The following is a 14,083-nucleotide window of genomic DNA, read 5'->3' on the forward strand; positions in this document are numbered from 1 at the left end:
GGCGCTTCCCTCCGATTTTGCCGATGATAGCGGTGAATTTCACCGTCATAACGACATTTACTAGGGACAACATGAAGGATCTCGACCGTCTCGACCGCAAGATACTCCGGCTGCTGCAGAAAGAGGGCCGCCTGACGAATACCGAACTGGCCGAAAGGGTCAGCCTGTCACCCACCGCCACCGCCGAACGCGTCAAGCGATTGACGCGGGAAGGTTACATCACGGGCTACGGCGCGCAACTCTCCCCTGCCAAGCTCGGTCGCAATCTTCTGGTCTTCGTCCAGGTCAAGCTGGATCGCACGACGCCGGACGTCTTCGATGCATTTGCGGCCGCGGTAAAGCGCAGTGACGACGTGATGGAGTGCCACATGGTGGCGGGCGGGTTCGACTATCTCGTCAAGGCGCGGGTATCTGGAATGGACGCCTACCGGCAGTTTCTATCGGAGGTAATTCTTCCACTTCCGGGTGTAAGGGAGACACATACCTACGCCGTCATGGAGGAAGTGAAGTCGGCTGGGCATATTCCTGTATGATTGACATTTGCCCACAACCCACTGATATTAAATAATTAATGTGAGTAGATATCAGAAATGTTGCATCGATAACCGTTCGTGTACTAATTTCTGCTGGCTATTCAAACTAATTAGTATATTTATTAACAATAACATAGCTCCTCGAAACGACGAACTGATGATCACTCTCGAACGGCAATCGGTGCTGAGCAGCGAGATCTCCGCTGTCCATTCACAGGAAGGCTTGTTTCTTGCCCTGAGGCGTGTGACGCACGAATTTAGTCTGCGGCATGTAACTTTGCTTTCCCTTCACAATCCGGACGAAGAATTTCTTTCGCGGATGGTGGTGGAGACCAGTGTTCCGGAAACCTTTCACCAGGAATTCGATCGCAAGCGGCTCCTGAAGAAGTGCCCGATCGCGCCGATCATCCTCAATTCGAAACTGCCCTTCTGTTGGTCGATCAACGACACGATCCAGACCCGCGGTTTCGAACTCGATCCGGCGATTGAGGAATTGCAGCGCCGCTACGACCTCATCACCAGCGTTGCGATGACCCTGTTCTCGCTGGACGGCGGCCGCTTCATCATGCGTTTCGACGGCACGCGCCACCGCCTGACCCAGGTGGAGCTGAACGAGATCGGCATGATCATGCTGCATGCGTTCGACGTCTATGACCGGATCAAGCGCTGCGAGCGAAAGGCCGCTCCGGCGCTCCTGACGACCCGTGAACTGGAGGTCGTACGATGGACCGCCCAGGGCAAGACCTCGGCCGAAATCGGCCAGATCCTGTCCCTGTCCGACCACACCGTAAATGCCTACATGACCAATGCGATCAAGAAACTCGATTGCGTGAATCGCACCCAGTTGGTAGCTAAGGCGTTGAGGTTGAGGCTGATCGCCTAGTTTGTGAAGGGGGTCTCACCGGCGGCAGGAGACCCTGGATTGGCGTCCTGGATCGAACATTCTCGCAAACCGTACGAAGCGCAGCATCGTATGGTTGGATTGAGCGACGGCGAAGTCCTGGAACTGGTTTCGTCATTCCGTCTCTGCGGCTTCTGGCGCTTTGACATAGACAGCGGTCATTTCTTCGGCAGTCCAGACTATGCCCGCATCTTCGGCATGCCCCACACGACAGGGCCGATCAACCTCGTCAAGCTCAGCTCCCTCATCCATCCCGACGACTTGTCGGCGATGATGGAGACCTTCGAGCGTGCCAGCGCCGCGCGCCTCACCTATCACAATCTCTACCGGGTCAAGACCGACGCCGAGAGCTACAGATATGTCCGCAGCGTCGGCAAGTTCCGCCCCGCGGCGGAGGGCGGCGGCAAGGGCGACGTCATCGGCATGACCTACGAGCTGTTTCCCCAGGAAACCACCATTGGCTTCATTCCCGGGGAAGACGCCCACGAGGGCTGAAGCCTTTCCTGGTTAGCGGTCCAGCACCGAGCGGATTTCCACGAGGTTGGAGCGTATCCGCAGGGTGTAGAAACCCATCACCGCGAGGTGTGTCGGCATGATCCAGCCATCTTCCGCTCCATTGGAAATGATCGCCGGCTGGATGCGCAGCGCCGCCTGCATCTGCTTCAGCGTATCGCCCCAGAGCGTGGAAAGATTGCGCTCGCGGATGACCTGCGAGAAGTCGGCACCGGCGCCCGAAAGGAGCGCGTAGTAGCCGTAGATCTGTCCATAGGCGAACCAGAAGCGGTCGTCTGCCCGGGTATCGAACCATCCGCCGTTATAGTTTTCCGAACGCTCCCTGAGGATTGCCGATGTGCCGCCTAGATCGTTGGCGACCCGGTCGAGGAACTGCACGAGATTGTCGGCGCGGCTGTCGAACATCGTCGAGCAGTTGCCGAGTTCGACGTTGAACTTGCGCAGGCTGTCGATTGCCGCGCGATAGTAGCTCGGCGTCGGGGTCTTCGGCCCGAACGGGCTGAGACCGAAATACCAGGAATATTCGTCGAACTGCAGGTTGCTGCGCGCGTCCTGGAGATTGTTGTTGACGCCCGACGTGCCCCTCACCCGGGCAAGCGTGTCGACCAGTTCCACCGACGTGCGGCGGACTGCCTGGTTCACGCCGCGCTGGAAAGACGCCTTGTTGTCGAGAAACGGCGTATCGTCCCAGTCCATGCCGAAGAAGCCGAGGCGATAAAGCAGCATGGAGGAAATCCACGCATTCTGGTTAACGTTCATGTCGGTCAGGTCGACGGCCGCGTCTGCGATCGCAGAAGTCTGGCACTGTTTGGGAACAGTCGAGGTCGCCGCGGCATCGGCCTGAACCTCGGGCCCGGCGGCGGGCAGCTCCTGGCCTGCCGGAATGTTTCTCTCGCTCCAGCGATAGCTGTCGACGAAGTTGGGATTAAAGCCGCTCCAAACCTGCGTCTGCCAGATGAAATAGCCGTAAAGCCCGACCAGGAGGACGAGGAACGCGGCGATCGGCGCCTTTACCCAAAGGTGTCGGCCCCGGTACCAGCCATGGGCTGCCATGAACGGCCAGACCAGCCACGCAATCAACAACCGGATCCCGCGCCCTATGATGGACACGATCCCTCGAAGAAATCCGGTGATCTGGTCGAGCATTAGTCCTCCTGGAACCTATCAACAATCATGACCGCTGACATATGTCCTCGGACCCGCTTGTACAACAGCACGGCGTCTCAACCGTGTCCGCGAGGCGAAAACCGTTCCTCGAACGCGCGATCCGCGGCATGACGTGCAGGCGCAAGGCGCCCGCCGGGCAGGATGCCGTCTGCGAGCCGAGCGACCGACGCACTGAAATGAGGATAGGCTTCCGGCCCCGGCAGCGCCTCGCGCACGATCCCCATGTCGGTCAGGATATTGTAGACCTCCAGCGCATGCTCGAGATCGAAAGTCAGCTTGTGCAGCAGAACGATATGATCGGCGATTGCCGCATTGAGTGCGTCGACGAAAGCCGAGAATGACATGGCCGCCCTGTCCATCGCCTGCGCCCTCTCGATATCCGAATGACGCGGCAATTCTTCCTCGCCGCTGCCGGCCTCCTGCTCGCGAGCGCGGGAATAGAGCGTTGAAAGCGCGGCTTCGGCAGTATCACGCTGACCCCTCACCATGTCGCGATGGGTCTCGATGATGCCTGTCAGCCGGTCGCAGCGGCCGAGCGCCACCAACAGTCCCTGCCCCTTGGTTGATCTGCCGGAGCGCCCCGCAATCCGGCGCCGCATCAGTCGTTTCGAGATATGCCCGATCCACCGGTCGCTGCGCTGCGGCTCATCCTGACCGTCAAGCGCGGCCCTGGCCCCATCGACAGCCGCCGCGATTTCGCCGAGCTGCCCGGCCAGCATGGCATGGGCGACTTCCTGGCGGGCGATCACTGCATCGCAGGTGCGGTCGAAGTCGGCGATAGTGACCACGTCAGGAGGAATTCTGGAGCTTGCGACCAGCACGACGCGCTCGACAAGCCCGTTGGCCATCTCGCCGATCGCCTTCAACTCGGCGCATGTCTGCGCCATCGCCTCTTCAAACGATCCGGATCCTTCAATCCCCTGCATGCGTGCCCCCTCGAACCTGCGCCAGGCCGCCCCCGGCCTTCACGTCGCCGGACGAAAATAGGGCCGCCACGCGATTTGGCGATGGCAGCCCTGCTTGCAGATGCAGAAATCCGTAAATTTGTGCCGGATGGAAAAAGTCAGAGCCCGAGATTGGCGATTTCCGCGTCGAGCCGGTCCTTGGCCTTCTTCGGCATTTTCGCAGCCTTGACGGCTTCGAGATTGGCAGGTGTGTCGCCGACGACGACAAGTGCTACCATGCCCATGCCGAAATGCGGTGTGCATTTGAACACGTAGGCACCGGGCTGGTCGACGGTAACCGACAGGTCCTGGCTCATCTTGCCCTTGATCGCGGCAACGCCATCCGGCACGAGCCCCGGCAGCGAGGCCGCATCATGGCCCTTGTCGACGGCGACGAACTTGATGGTGTCGCCGGGTGCGGCCTTGACGGCTGCGGGCTCGAACACCATTGCCTGGCCGTCCGTGCCCTTGTTCATCATCTTGATCTCGATTTCGGCGGCAAATGCCGGGAGTGCCAGCAGGCTCAGGCCGGCAGCCAGAACGAAGGGAGTGAAACGGATCTTGGTCATTTAAATTCTCCTGCGAGGATCACGCGAAACCGTGCCAACGGTGTTCTAGCCTTCCTCCCGGAGCACGCTTTGACATCGGTCAATTGTAGCGCGCAAGACAATCCCGTCCCACGTCTGGACACGATCGCGTTTACTCGCAGCGCATCGCCTCTTCCCAGTGGCGACGGCAGAGCGACACGTATTTCTCGTTGCCGCCCACCTCGACCTGCGCGCCCTCGCGGATCACCTCTCCCGCCTCGTCGACCCTCACCACCATCGTCGCCTTGCGACCGCAATGGCAGATGGTACGGACCTCGCGCAACTCGTCGGCGATCGCCAGAAGTTCCAGCGAGCCGGGAAACAGCTTGCCCTGGAAATCGGTGCGCAGCCCGTAGGCCATGACGGGAATGCCGATCCGGTCGGAGACCCGCGCCAGCTGCCACGCCTGTTCCGCCGACAGGAACTGTGCCTCGTCCACGAAGACGCAGGCGATCGGCTCGGCCGCGTGCATATCGCTGATCATCGAGAAGAGATCCTCGCTGCCGCCGAAGGGGATGGCTTCCGACGACAGGCCTATGCGCGAGGCAACGCGCCCCTTGCCGGCGCGATCGTCGAGCGCGGCGATGAAGATCGCCGTGCGCATGCCCCTTTCCCGATAGTTGTACGACGCCTGCAGCAGCATCGTCGACTTGCCGGCATTCATCGTCGCGTAATGGAAATAGAGCTTGGCCATGGCACGCGTTTTGACCTTCCGCCGTCTCCGGCGGAAGGTGCAGAGGCCGATAACCACAGAATTTTACGGCACCGACTGCAGAGCCCCCAGTCAGGCGAACTCCGTTAGCCGAACAGGGACACGAGATTGTAGGTCAGGTAGGAAATCAACGCCGCCGCGGGCATGGTGACGATCCAGGCGATGACAATATTGCCGGCAAGCCCCCAGCGCACTGCCGACATGCGCCGGGCCGCGCCGACGCCGATGATGGCGCCGGTGATCGTGTGGGTGGTCGAGACAGGAATGCCGAGCCAGGTCGCGCCGAACAGCGTCAGCGCCCCGCCGGTTTCGGCACAAAAGCCCTGCATCGGGTTGAGCCGGGTGATCTTCGATCCCATCGTGTGGACGATCCGCCAGCCGCCGAACAGCGTGCCGAGCGCCATTGCAGACTGGCAGGTGATCACAACCCAGAACGGCACGTAGAAATCCGAACCGAGATAACCCTGGCTGAACAGCAGCACGGCAATGATCCCCATCGTCTTCTGCGCGTCGTTGCCGCCATGGCCGAGCGAGTAGAGCGAGGCCGAAACGAACTGCATGATGCGGAACGTGCGATCGACCGCGAAAGGCGTCTGGCGCACGAAAATCCAGGAGACGGCAAGCACCAGCACCAGTGCCAGGAAAAAGCCGATCGCAGGCGACATGAAGATCGCCCCCGCGGTCTTCAGGAAACCGCTCCACACGATCGAAGAGACGCCGACCTTGGCAAGCCCGGCACCGATCAATCCGCCGACGAGCGCATGGGACGAGCTGGACGGAATGCCGAAGACCCAAGTGACGATGTTCCAGACGATCGCCCCCATCAAGGCGGCAAAGATCACTGCAGGCGAAACGATGCCGGGATCGATGATGCCGGTTCCGAGCGTTTCGGCCACATGCAGGCCGAAGAAAAGGAAGGCGATGAAGTTGAAGAACGCCGCCCAGGCAACGGCATATTGCGGCCGCAGCACCCGGGTCGAGACGATCGTGGCGATCGAGTTGGCGGCGTCGTGCAATCCGTTGAGGAAGTCGAAGAACAGCGCAATACCGATAAGGGCGATGAGCAGCGGAAGAGCGAGTGTCGCGTCCATCAGACGTTCTCGATCACGATGCCGCTGATCTCGTTGGCGACGTCCTCGAACCGGTCGACGACCTTTTCAAGTTCGCCGTAGATCTCGCTGCCGATCATGTAGGCCATCGCATTGCCGGCCGCGCCATAGCGAACGAAGAGATCCTTCAGGCCCTGATCGTGCAGGTCGTCGGAACGACCTTCGACGCGGGTGACTTCCTCGGCGATGGCGCTCAGACGCTGCGCATTGGCGCCGACCTTGTCGAGCAGCGGAATAGCCTCCGCGACCAGATGTGCCGCCTTGACCACCTCCTCGCCCATCTGTCGCATCAGAGGATCGAAACTCGTCTGCTCGAATAGGCGGATCGTCTTCACCGTCTTGTGCATCATGTCGATCGCGTCATCCATCGACTGGATCAGATCCTTGATGTCGCCGCGGTCGAAAGGCGTGATGAAGCTGCGCCGCACGGCCAGAAGCACCTCGCGGGTAATGTTGTCGGCGCGGTCTTCCAGCGTCACGATCCGCTCGCAGTTCGCCTCTACGTCTTCACCGTTGAGAAGATTGCGCAGAGCCTCGGCGGCATCGACCACCGTGCGCGAATGCTCCGAAAACATGTCGAAGAACTTGTCCTCGCGTGGCATCAACTTCCGGAAAACGCTCATCATGGCCCTGTTCCCTAGTATCGTCTCAATGTCGACTGTCTGCGCCGCCACTGTCACAAAACTGTCATAAATGCTATCGGGCCACTGGAATCAACTGTGAAAATCGGCTTTTAACGGGTCATGAAGCCCGCCAGGAAGGATCCGAAGCGATCCACCGCCAAACCCAGAACGTTGCTGCAGCAACTCGCGCAGATGCCGGACAAGCTGTTCGGCGGCGAGTTCCGGCAGCAATATGCCGCGCTGTGCTACCGACAGGCGGCAGGCCGTGGAGGTATCGAAATCCTGGTCATCACCTCGCGGGAGAGCGGCCGCTGGGTGATCCCGAAGGGCTGGCCGATGAGAAGGAAGAAGCCGCACGAAGCCGCCGAGATAGAGGCATGGCAGGAAGCGGGCGTCCGCGGCCGGGCGAAAAAGAAGCCTGTGGGTCGCTACACCTATCTGAAATGGCTGGACGACGGCGATGTCGCGCCCTGCATGGTGGAAGTCTACGAGATCGAAGTCACCGAGATAGATGCCAAGTTCAAGGAACACGGCCAGCGCGAGCTTGCCTGGCTGTCACGTGAGGAAGCCGCCTATCGCGTCCGCGAGGTCGAACTCAAATCCCTTATCATCGATTTCAAGCCGAAGCGAAAATAAGGGGCGAGCCAACATCGTCTAGCCCTGCCCTCACCCTTCCATTCTCAAGGTGTCCAGCACGAAATCCGCCCGTTCGCCGACCGGGGCCTTCGGCAGCGGGATCACCTCATAACCGAGCGCCGGATAGGCCGCGGTTAGCCGGTCGTATTCGGCAACCGCAGTATTCAGCGAATGTCGCCGCTCGGCGTCGCCGATATAGATCTCCGGCCACGGCGGCGTCATGAAGACCCTGGCATGGTAGGGATGGGACGCATTGAGGCGTGCAGCGACGGTCTCTCCCGTCGCCTGCTCCAGTGCCGTGGCCGCATCGATCAGCCCCCGGTCAAAGAAGGTCCAGCCGTCATTCGCGGCAGCCAGAGCACGGTCGGCAATCGCCATGTCGATCGCCCGCCGCGCGAACGCAGCAAGATCCACCCAGGGAAGCGCTGCCCCCTTGCCTTCCACCTCCTCTTTCACGATCCGCCGGCCGGGCTCCTCCACGACGGCGTGACCGCGCGCCGCAAGCTCGGCAAGAAGGGTCGACTTGCCGCCACCCGAACATCCTGAAATCACCACGAAGCGGTTCATGCGAAAAATCCTGTCCTGCAATTTGGTTCGATGGGCAAGGTTTCGGGTATTGCCGCGATCGTCGCCATGTCTAGTCTGCGCAAGACGACATCGGAGTGCCGCACGTGCTGAAACTCGATCATCTGACCGTCATAGCGCCGACACTGGCCGAAGGGGTCGAGCATGTCCGCGATTGCCTGGATCTCGATGTGCCCTTCGGCTCGCGCCACGACTATATGGGCACCCACAACCATCGTCTCCAGCTGGGAAATTCCGTGTATCTCGAAATCGTCGCGCTCGATCCGGACGGTCGTCATCCCGGGCGGCCGCGCTGGTTCGGCATGGACGATCAGCGGAAGATCAGGTCGGACTGGGATGCCGGTCGCCGCCTGAGGGGATGGGTTGCCAATACCGAGCACATGGATGCCATCTGCTCATCCCGTGGCGCGATCTTCGGCGACAAGGTCGACCTCCCGACCGCTGACCCGACATTCGCCTTCTCCATTCCGCAAGACGGCTCGCTTCCGCTGGATGGCGCGGCTCCTTCGATCATCGATCATCGCGGCGATGCTAGCTACGTGGCCACCATTCCGGATCTCGGCGCACGCCTTCAGGCCTTCGTCCTTCGGCATCCGGACCCGACCGGCATCGAAGCTCTCTACCTCGAACTCGCCATCCGGCACGCGCCGGCCCTGATGGCGGGCCTCGAGCTTCGCTACCAGGCGACGATCGCAACACCGGCAGGATTGAAGCAATTGACCTGATCAGCCAGTCGGTCGCCCCCCGGCAGCGACCGGCATTCGCCCACCTCCGCCGTTGCAAGCCAATAGCGATGAAGGTTTCCGGAAACACCGGCACAATTCGTCACGCGGCCTCAGTGCCGCGAAACACGTGGCTTGAAGAACAGATGAGGGCGCCCTTCCAGCCCTTCCGGCCTGAGCAAGGGCTCGGCCGCCATGCCGTCGATCCGCTGGATGAAAACGTCATACTTGGACGCATCGACCAGATTCCAGATGTCATCGGGCTTCCAGCCGAATTCGCGCACGATATTGCAGTGGATTTCAAGCGAGAGCGCCGGCGTTCTTGCCAGCGCCTTCTGCGCTCCGCGCAAGATCTCGAACTCGTAGCCTTCCACGTCGATCTTCATGATGTCCGGCCATAAGCCGTGCTGTTCCGCCCATCCGTCCACGGTCACGACCGGTACTTCGATCCCGCTGCCGCGGCGCGAAACCTTTGCGTTTGAACGGGACCTGATGAAGAGCGACCCCGGGCTCGCGCCCACTGCGGCACCGACGGTGACGACATTGTCCAGGTTGTTGAGCTTCACATTCCTTTTCAGCACATCGACATTGTCTGGATGTGGCTCGAAGCTCACGACGCAGCCATTGGGTCCGACCATTTTCGCCAGCACCACGCAATCGCGCCCGTGATGCGCACCACACTCGAAAATCGTGGCGTTCCTCAGATCAAGCGCAGCCAGTGCCGCAAGCTCGGGAGAATAGTCGTTCGGCTTGCGCGCATACCAGTTCTTCGCAAGGGGCGTCGATATGACGAAGTCGAACGGAATATCGTTTACCGTCAGCTTTGCTTCGTGGGGCGAGGCATTCCGGGCGGATTACATCGGGAGTTCGCGATCTAAACCTTCTGTCTATTGTTCCCGATCACGCCGCACCGAGCGCCAGGAATCGACCTCCCAAAGCCGAGCAAGCCCAGTCGAGGCGCGAAAGAAGTACAAAGTCGATACTTAATCAGCATACGAGAGCGTCCGCTGCATCACGCCGTCGAGGCAACGTTGAGCGCCCCCTGATGCACGACAATGCGGGCATGGTAGGGCACACGGGTATAGAGATCGAGAATATCCTGGTTGACGAAGCGTACGCAGCCCGATGACGTCGCCTTGCCGATCGACTGCCATTCAGGCGAACCGTGCAGGCGGTAGAGCGTGTCCTGCCCGTTCTGGAAGATGTAGAGGGCACGCGCGCCGAGCGGGTTCTTGATGCCCGGGTCCATGCCGCCGGCTTCCACCGAATAGCGTGCGAGCGAAGGCTGCCGCGCGATCATCTCGTCCGGCACCTTCCAGCGGGGCCAGGGCTGCCGCCAATGCACCACGCCCTCGCCTTCCCAGGCAAATCCGTCGCGGCCGATACCGACGCCGTAGCGCATCGCCGTGCCGCCGGGCTCGACCACGTAGAGAAAACGGTTCGGCGTATCGACGACGACGGTGCCGGGTGTTTCGCCGGTCGGGTCGAACACCCGCTGGCGGTAATATTTCGGGTCGATCTCCCGATATGGGATGGCCGGGATCTGGTGCCCGCTGTCTTCCAGCGCAGCTTAACGTGCCTGCAGCTCGGCTTCGTCAGGCGGCCCGACCGGGCGCTGCACCACTGCAGGAACCACCGTCGGCCTCGAGGCGGTGGAACAGCCGGCAAGCGCAGCACTGAGCGAAAGCGAACCGAGAAGAAAGCTGCGCCGTGGCAAGGAAGATTGAAAGTCCATGGGAATCGATTCCGGAAATTTCGCTAGAAGTGATAGGCCTCTATCCGCCTGCGATCACGGCAGATCAAATCACAAGTCAGACATCCGGCATAACCGGCCGATCGCCCGGCTGAGGCTTCCTTCCGGCTTCGATACTGTCCACCGTTTCGTCCAATGTCGCAAACACCCCCGCTACCGTGCCGCGAATGCACGCGCTTGCCTCCCGTAGGAAGATATTGATAATGACGGGAACAAATAAAAACGGGAGCAAATCATGCGCATCCATACTTCGCTCGCCTTCGCCGCCGCCCTTTCCGCCTCCGTCGCCGGTCTCGCCACTCAGGCTACTGCTGCCGAACCGGCCTCCTGTGGCACCGTCCGCTTCTCCGATGTCGGCTGGACCGATATCACCGCCACCACCGCGACCGCCTCGGTTCTGCTGAAAGCCCTAGGTTACGAGACCGACATCAAGGTCCTTTCCGTTCCGGTCACCTATTCGTCGCTGAAGAACAAGGACATCGACGTCTTCCTCGGCAACTGGATGCCGACCCAGGAAGGCGACGTGCGGCCCTATCTGACGGAAAAGACCGTCGAATCCTTCGGCCCCAATCTTGTTGGCGCGAAATACACGCTCGCCACCAATGAAAAGGGTGCCGAACTCGGCATCAAGGATTTCAAGGATATCGCCACCCATGCGGATGCGCTTGGCGGCAAGATCTACGGCATCGAGCCGGGCAATGACGGCAACCGCCTGATCCTCGACATGATCGAGAAGGACACGTTCGGCCTGAAGAAGCTGGAAGTGGTGGAATCCTCCGAACAGGGCATGCTCGCCCAGGTCGCCCGCGCCGACAAGGCCGGCGAGCCGGTCGTCTTCCTCGGCTGGGAACCGCACCCGATGAACGCCAACTTCAAGCTGACCTATCTGACCGGCGGCGATGACGTCTTCGGTCCGAATTTCGGCGGTGCCGAGGTCTATACGAATGTCCGCGCCGGCTACACCGAGGAATGCGCCAATGTCGGCACCTTCATCAAGAACCTCAAGTTCTCGCTGCCGATGGAAAACGAGATCATGGGCGGCATCCTGAACGACGGCGAAGAGCCGGAAACGGCGGCCACCGACTGGCTGAAGGCCAATGGCGCGGCAATCGAGCCGTGGCTTGCGGGCGTCACCACCAAGGACGGCAAGCCCGGCCTCGATGCCGTGAAGTCGGAACTCGGCCTCTGATATAGCAGGAGGGCCGGCCATCCGGCCCTTTCCTTATCGCCCCTTTCATCACCGAGGTGGCATCGAACGTGGACTGGCTTCAGAACAGGCTTCCCGATTGGCTCGTCGATTCGAGCGGTAAACTTCGCCTCGGCACCTGGGCGAAGGATGTCGTCGACTGGCTGACGACGAATGCGAACTGGTTTTTCGACTGGCTGTCGAACGTGCTGTCGGCCGTCATCGACGCGCTGCTGGCCGTGCTCCAGTTCCCTCACCCGCTCGTGCTCGTGGCGCTTTTCACGGTGCTTGCCTACGCGCTGCGCCGTTCGATCGGCATCACGCTTTTCACCTGTCTTGGGCTGCTTCTGATCTATAACCAGGGCTACTGGAAGGAAACGACCGAGACGCTGGCACTGGTGCTCGCTTCCACGGTGGTCAGCATGGCGGTCGGCATTCCGCTCGGCATCGCTGCTGCAAGGCGCCAGTGGGTCTATGAGATCATGCGGCCGATCCTCGACCTGATGCAGACCATCCCGACCTTCGTCTACCTCATACCCGCGCTCATCCTCTTCGGTCTGGGCATGGTGCCGGGCCTGATCGCCACCGTCATCTTCGCCATCCCGGCGCCGATCCGCCTCACTCGCCTCGGCATCATCTCGACGCCTGAAGCACTGACGGAAGCGGCCGTCGCCTTTGGCGCTACGCCAGCCCAGGTGCTGCGCAAGGTGGAACTGCCCTATGCCATGCCCCAGATCATGGCGGGCCTGACCCAGACGATCATGCTGTCGCTCTCCATGGTGGTCATCGCGGCGCTGGTCGGAGCCAATGGTCTCGGGGTACCGGTCGTGCGAGCACTCAACACGGTCAACATTGCCCGCGGCTTCGAGGCCGGGCTCTGCATCGTCATTCTCGCCATCATTCTCGACCGGCTGTTCAGAAGCGGAAAGGAAGACGCTGCATGAGCCTCTCGCCCAAGCCGCAAACCAGCGCCGCCGAAGCCCGGGACTGCGTGACCTTCAGCAATGTCGACATCGTCTTCGGCGAAAGGCTGAACCAGGCGCTGCCTCTTCTCGATCAAGGCATGAGCCGAGACCAGATCAGTGCCGAGACGGGCATGGTGGTCGGGGTGGCGAATGCCAACCTTTCGGTCAAGGAAGGCGAGATCCTCGTCCTCATGGGCCTTTCCGGCTCGGGCAAGTCGACACTGCTTCGTGCGGTCAACGGTCTCGCGCCGGTCGTGCGCGGCAGCGTCAGCGTCGCGACACCTTCCGGCCCGGTCGATCCCTACCGGGCGAGCGCAAAGGTTTTGCGCGATCTGCGCATGCACAACGTCTCGATGGTCTTTCAGCAGTTCGGGCTCCTGCCTTGGCGCACGGTGGCGGAAAATGTCGGCTTCGGCCTGGAGCTTGCGGGTGTGCCGGAAGCCGAACGCAAGCGTCGGGTCGCCGAGCAGCTGGAACTGGTCAACCTCGCCCAATGGGCTGGGCGTCGCGTCGGCGAACTGTCCGGCGGCATGCAGCAGCGTGTCGGCCTGGCGCGGGCCTTCGCGACAGGCGCCCCGATCCTCCTGATGGACGAGCCCTTCTCGGCACTCGACCCGCTGATCCGCACCAAACTGCAGGATGAGCTTCTCGAATTCCAGCGCAGGCTGAAAAAGACCATCCTCTTCGTCAGTCACGATCTCGATGAGGCGTTCCGCATCGGCAATCGCATCGCCATCATGGAAGGCGGCCGCATCATCCAGTGCGGCACGCCGCAGGAAATCGTGCGCGATCCAGCCGATGACTATGTTGCGGACTTTGTGCAGCACATGAACCCGATAAGCATGCTGTCTGCCCGCGACATCATGACACCCGGCGTCACCTCCGCCGGCAATGTCCCCGTCTCGGCCTCCGCCTCGCCCGATACGCCGCTCATCGACATCCTGGATGCGCTCGCCCGCAACCGCGGAACCATCGCAATCGTCGACAATGGCGGCGTTGTCGGTTCCATCACGGCAGACGATGTCGTGGCAGGCCTGACCCGCCACAGACGCTGAATCAACCGTTGAGAGCTTATTGCAACCCCCTAAACTTAACAGGGTATGTCATCTTTCATATCTCGAAAATAAATGTTATAGAGATAAAACAA

At 61.1% G+C, this 14,083-nt stretch carries 17 protein-coding genes and 1 pseudogene; 8 read left to right on the forward strand and 10 right to left on the reverse strand.

Translation table 11 applies throughout. The annotated features are described in order from the left end of the window. Positions 1–71 precede the first annotated feature (71 nt). The 3 genes from BM216_RS19350 to BM216_RS19360 all read left to right on the forward strand — a co-directional run bounded on the left by BM216_RS19350 (position 72) and on the right by BM216_RS19360 (position 1,929). A complete protein-coding gene (locus BM216_RS19350; protein WP_093000844.1) occupies positions 72–533 on the forward strand; it encodes an Lrp/AsnC ligand binding domain-containing protein in 462 nt (153 codons plus the stop codon). A gap of 157 nt (positions 534–690) precedes the next feature. Next, positions 691–1,416 carry a helix-turn-helix transcriptional regulator gene (locus BM216_RS19355; protein ID WP_093000845.1) on the forward strand — a complete coding sequence of 242 codons (726 nt, stop codon included), beginning with the start codon at positions 691–693 and terminating at the stop codon, positions 1,414–1,416. 90 nt (positions 1,417–1,506) lie between these two features. Then, entirely contained in the window at positions 1,507–1,929 is a 423-nt protein-coding gene (locus BM216_RS19360) for a PAS domain-containing protein (protein WP_143102799.1), read from the forward strand. A 12-nt stretch (positions 1,930–1,941) separates the two neighbouring features. On the opposite strand, the gene BM216_RS19365 is transcribed toward BM216_RS19360, so the two are convergent. From BM216_RS19365 to BM216_RS19390, 6 genes are all read right to left on the reverse strand, one after another. Beyond that, on the reverse strand, positions 1,942–3,093 hold the full coding sequence (locus BM216_RS19365) for a DUF2333 family protein (protein WP_093000847.1): 1,152 nt from the start codon (positions 3,091–3,093) through the stop codon (positions 1,942–1,944). A 77-nt stretch (positions 3,094–3,170) separates the two neighbouring features. Then, complete coding sequence (locus tag BM216_RS19370; RefSeq protein ID WP_143102800.1) at positions 3,171–4,040, reverse strand: hypothetical protein; 870 nt, start codon at positions 4,038–4,040, stop codon at positions 3,171–3,173. 137 nt (positions 4,041–4,177) lie between these two features. Next, positions 4,178–4,627, reverse strand: coding sequence for a pseudoazurin (locus tag BM216_RS19375; RefSeq protein WP_093000849.1), 450 nt, complete (start codon positions 4,625–4,627; stop codon positions 4,178–4,180). A 130-nt stretch (positions 4,628–4,757) separates the two neighbouring features. Continuing rightward, positions 4,758–5,339: a thymidine kinase gene (locus BM216_RS19380; protein WP_093000850.1), complete on the reverse strand. Its 582-nt coding sequence runs from the start codon at positions 5,337–5,339 to the stop codon at positions 4,758–4,760. Positions 5,340–5,443: 104 nt separating this feature from the next. Further along, the gene (locus BM216_RS19385; RefSeq protein ID WP_093000851.1) at positions 5,444–6,448 is read right to left on the reverse strand and encodes an inorganic phosphate transporter; all 1,005 of its coding nucleotides are present in this window, start codon (positions 6,446–6,448) and stop codon (positions 5,444–5,446) included. Beyond that, entirely contained in the window at positions 6,448–7,092 is a 645-nt protein-coding gene (locus BM216_RS19390; protein ID WP_093000852.1) for a DUF47 domain-containing protein, read from the reverse strand. The genes BM216_RS19385 and BM216_RS19390 overlap by 1 nt, the downstream gene beginning before the upstream one ends. A gap of 117 nt (positions 7,093–7,209) precedes the next feature. On the opposite strand from BM216_RS19390, the gene BM216_RS19395 reads away from it, so the two are divergent. Continuing rightward, positions 7,210–7,725 carry an NUDIX hydrolase gene (locus BM216_RS19395; protein ID WP_093000853.1) on the forward strand — a complete coding sequence of 172 codons (516 nt, stop codon included), beginning with the start codon at positions 7,210–7,212 and terminating at the stop codon, positions 7,723–7,725. 30 nt (positions 7,726–7,755) lie between these two features. On the opposite strand, the gene BM216_RS19400 is transcribed toward BM216_RS19395, so the two are convergent. Continuing rightward, positions 7,756–8,292 carry an AAA family ATPase gene (locus BM216_RS19400; RefSeq protein ID WP_093000854.1) on the reverse strand — a complete coding sequence of 179 codons (537 nt, stop codon included), beginning with the start codon at positions 8,290–8,292 and terminating at the stop codon, positions 7,756–7,758. 104 nt (positions 8,293–8,396) lie between these two features. Between BM216_RS19400 and BM216_RS19405 the strand changes: the two genes are divergently transcribed. Beyond that, a complete protein-coding gene (locus BM216_RS19405) occupies positions 8,397–9,035 on the forward strand; it encodes a VOC family protein (protein ID WP_093000855.1) in 639 nt (212 codons plus the stop codon). Positions 9,036–9,145: 110 nt separating this feature from the next. On the opposite strand, the gene BM216_RS19410 is transcribed toward BM216_RS19405, so the two are convergent. The 3 genes and pseudogenes from BM216_RS19410 to BM216_RS33570 all read right to left on the reverse strand — a co-directional run bounded on the left by BM216_RS19410 (position 9,146) and on the right by BM216_RS33570 (position 11,032). Further along, the gene (locus BM216_RS19410; RefSeq protein WP_093000856.1) at positions 9,146–9,853 is read right to left on the reverse strand and encodes an FkbM family methyltransferase; all 708 of its coding nucleotides are present in this window, start codon (positions 9,851–9,853) and stop codon (positions 9,146–9,148) included. 191 nt (positions 9,854–10,044) lie between these two features. Then, positions 10,045–10,767 (reverse strand): annotated as a pseudogene (locus BM216_RS19415) (L,D-transpeptidase). Between the two features lie 76 nt (positions 10,768–10,843). Further along, positions 10,844–11,032 (reverse strand): hypothetical protein, encoded by a 189-nt coding sequence (locus BM216_RS33570; protein WP_143102801.1) that lies wholly within the window; start codon positions 11,030–11,032, stop codon positions 10,844–10,846. Between BM216_RS33570 and BM216_RS19420 the strand changes: the two genes are divergently transcribed. From BM216_RS19420 to choV, 3 genes are all read left to right on the forward strand, one after another. Further along, entirely contained in the window at positions 11,021–11,974 is a 954-nt protein-coding gene (locus BM216_RS19420; protein WP_093000857.1) for a choline ABC transporter substrate-binding protein, read from the forward strand. The two genes, BM216_RS33570 and BM216_RS19420, sit on opposite strands and share 12 nt — an antisense overlap. A gap of 68 nt (positions 11,975–12,042) precedes the next feature. Beyond that, positions 12,043–12,915 carry a choline ABC transporter permease subunit gene (gene choW / locus BM216_RS19425; protein WP_093000858.1) on the forward strand — a complete coding sequence of 291 codons (873 nt, stop codon included), beginning with the start codon at positions 12,043–12,045 and terminating at the stop codon, positions 12,913–12,915. Further along, entirely contained in the window at positions 12,912–13,991 is a 1,080-nt protein-coding gene (gene choV / locus BM216_RS19430) for a choline ABC transporter ATP-binding protein (protein WP_093000859.1), read from the forward strand. Before choW ends, choV begins: the two co-directional genes overlap by 4 nt. The last annotated feature ends 92 nt before the right edge of the window (positions 13,992–14,083 follow it).

It is taken from the genome of Rhizobium sp. NFR07 (assembly GCF_900111905.1).
GTDB lineage: Bacteria > Pseudomonadota > Alphaproteobacteria > Rhizobiales > Rhizobiaceae > Neorhizobium.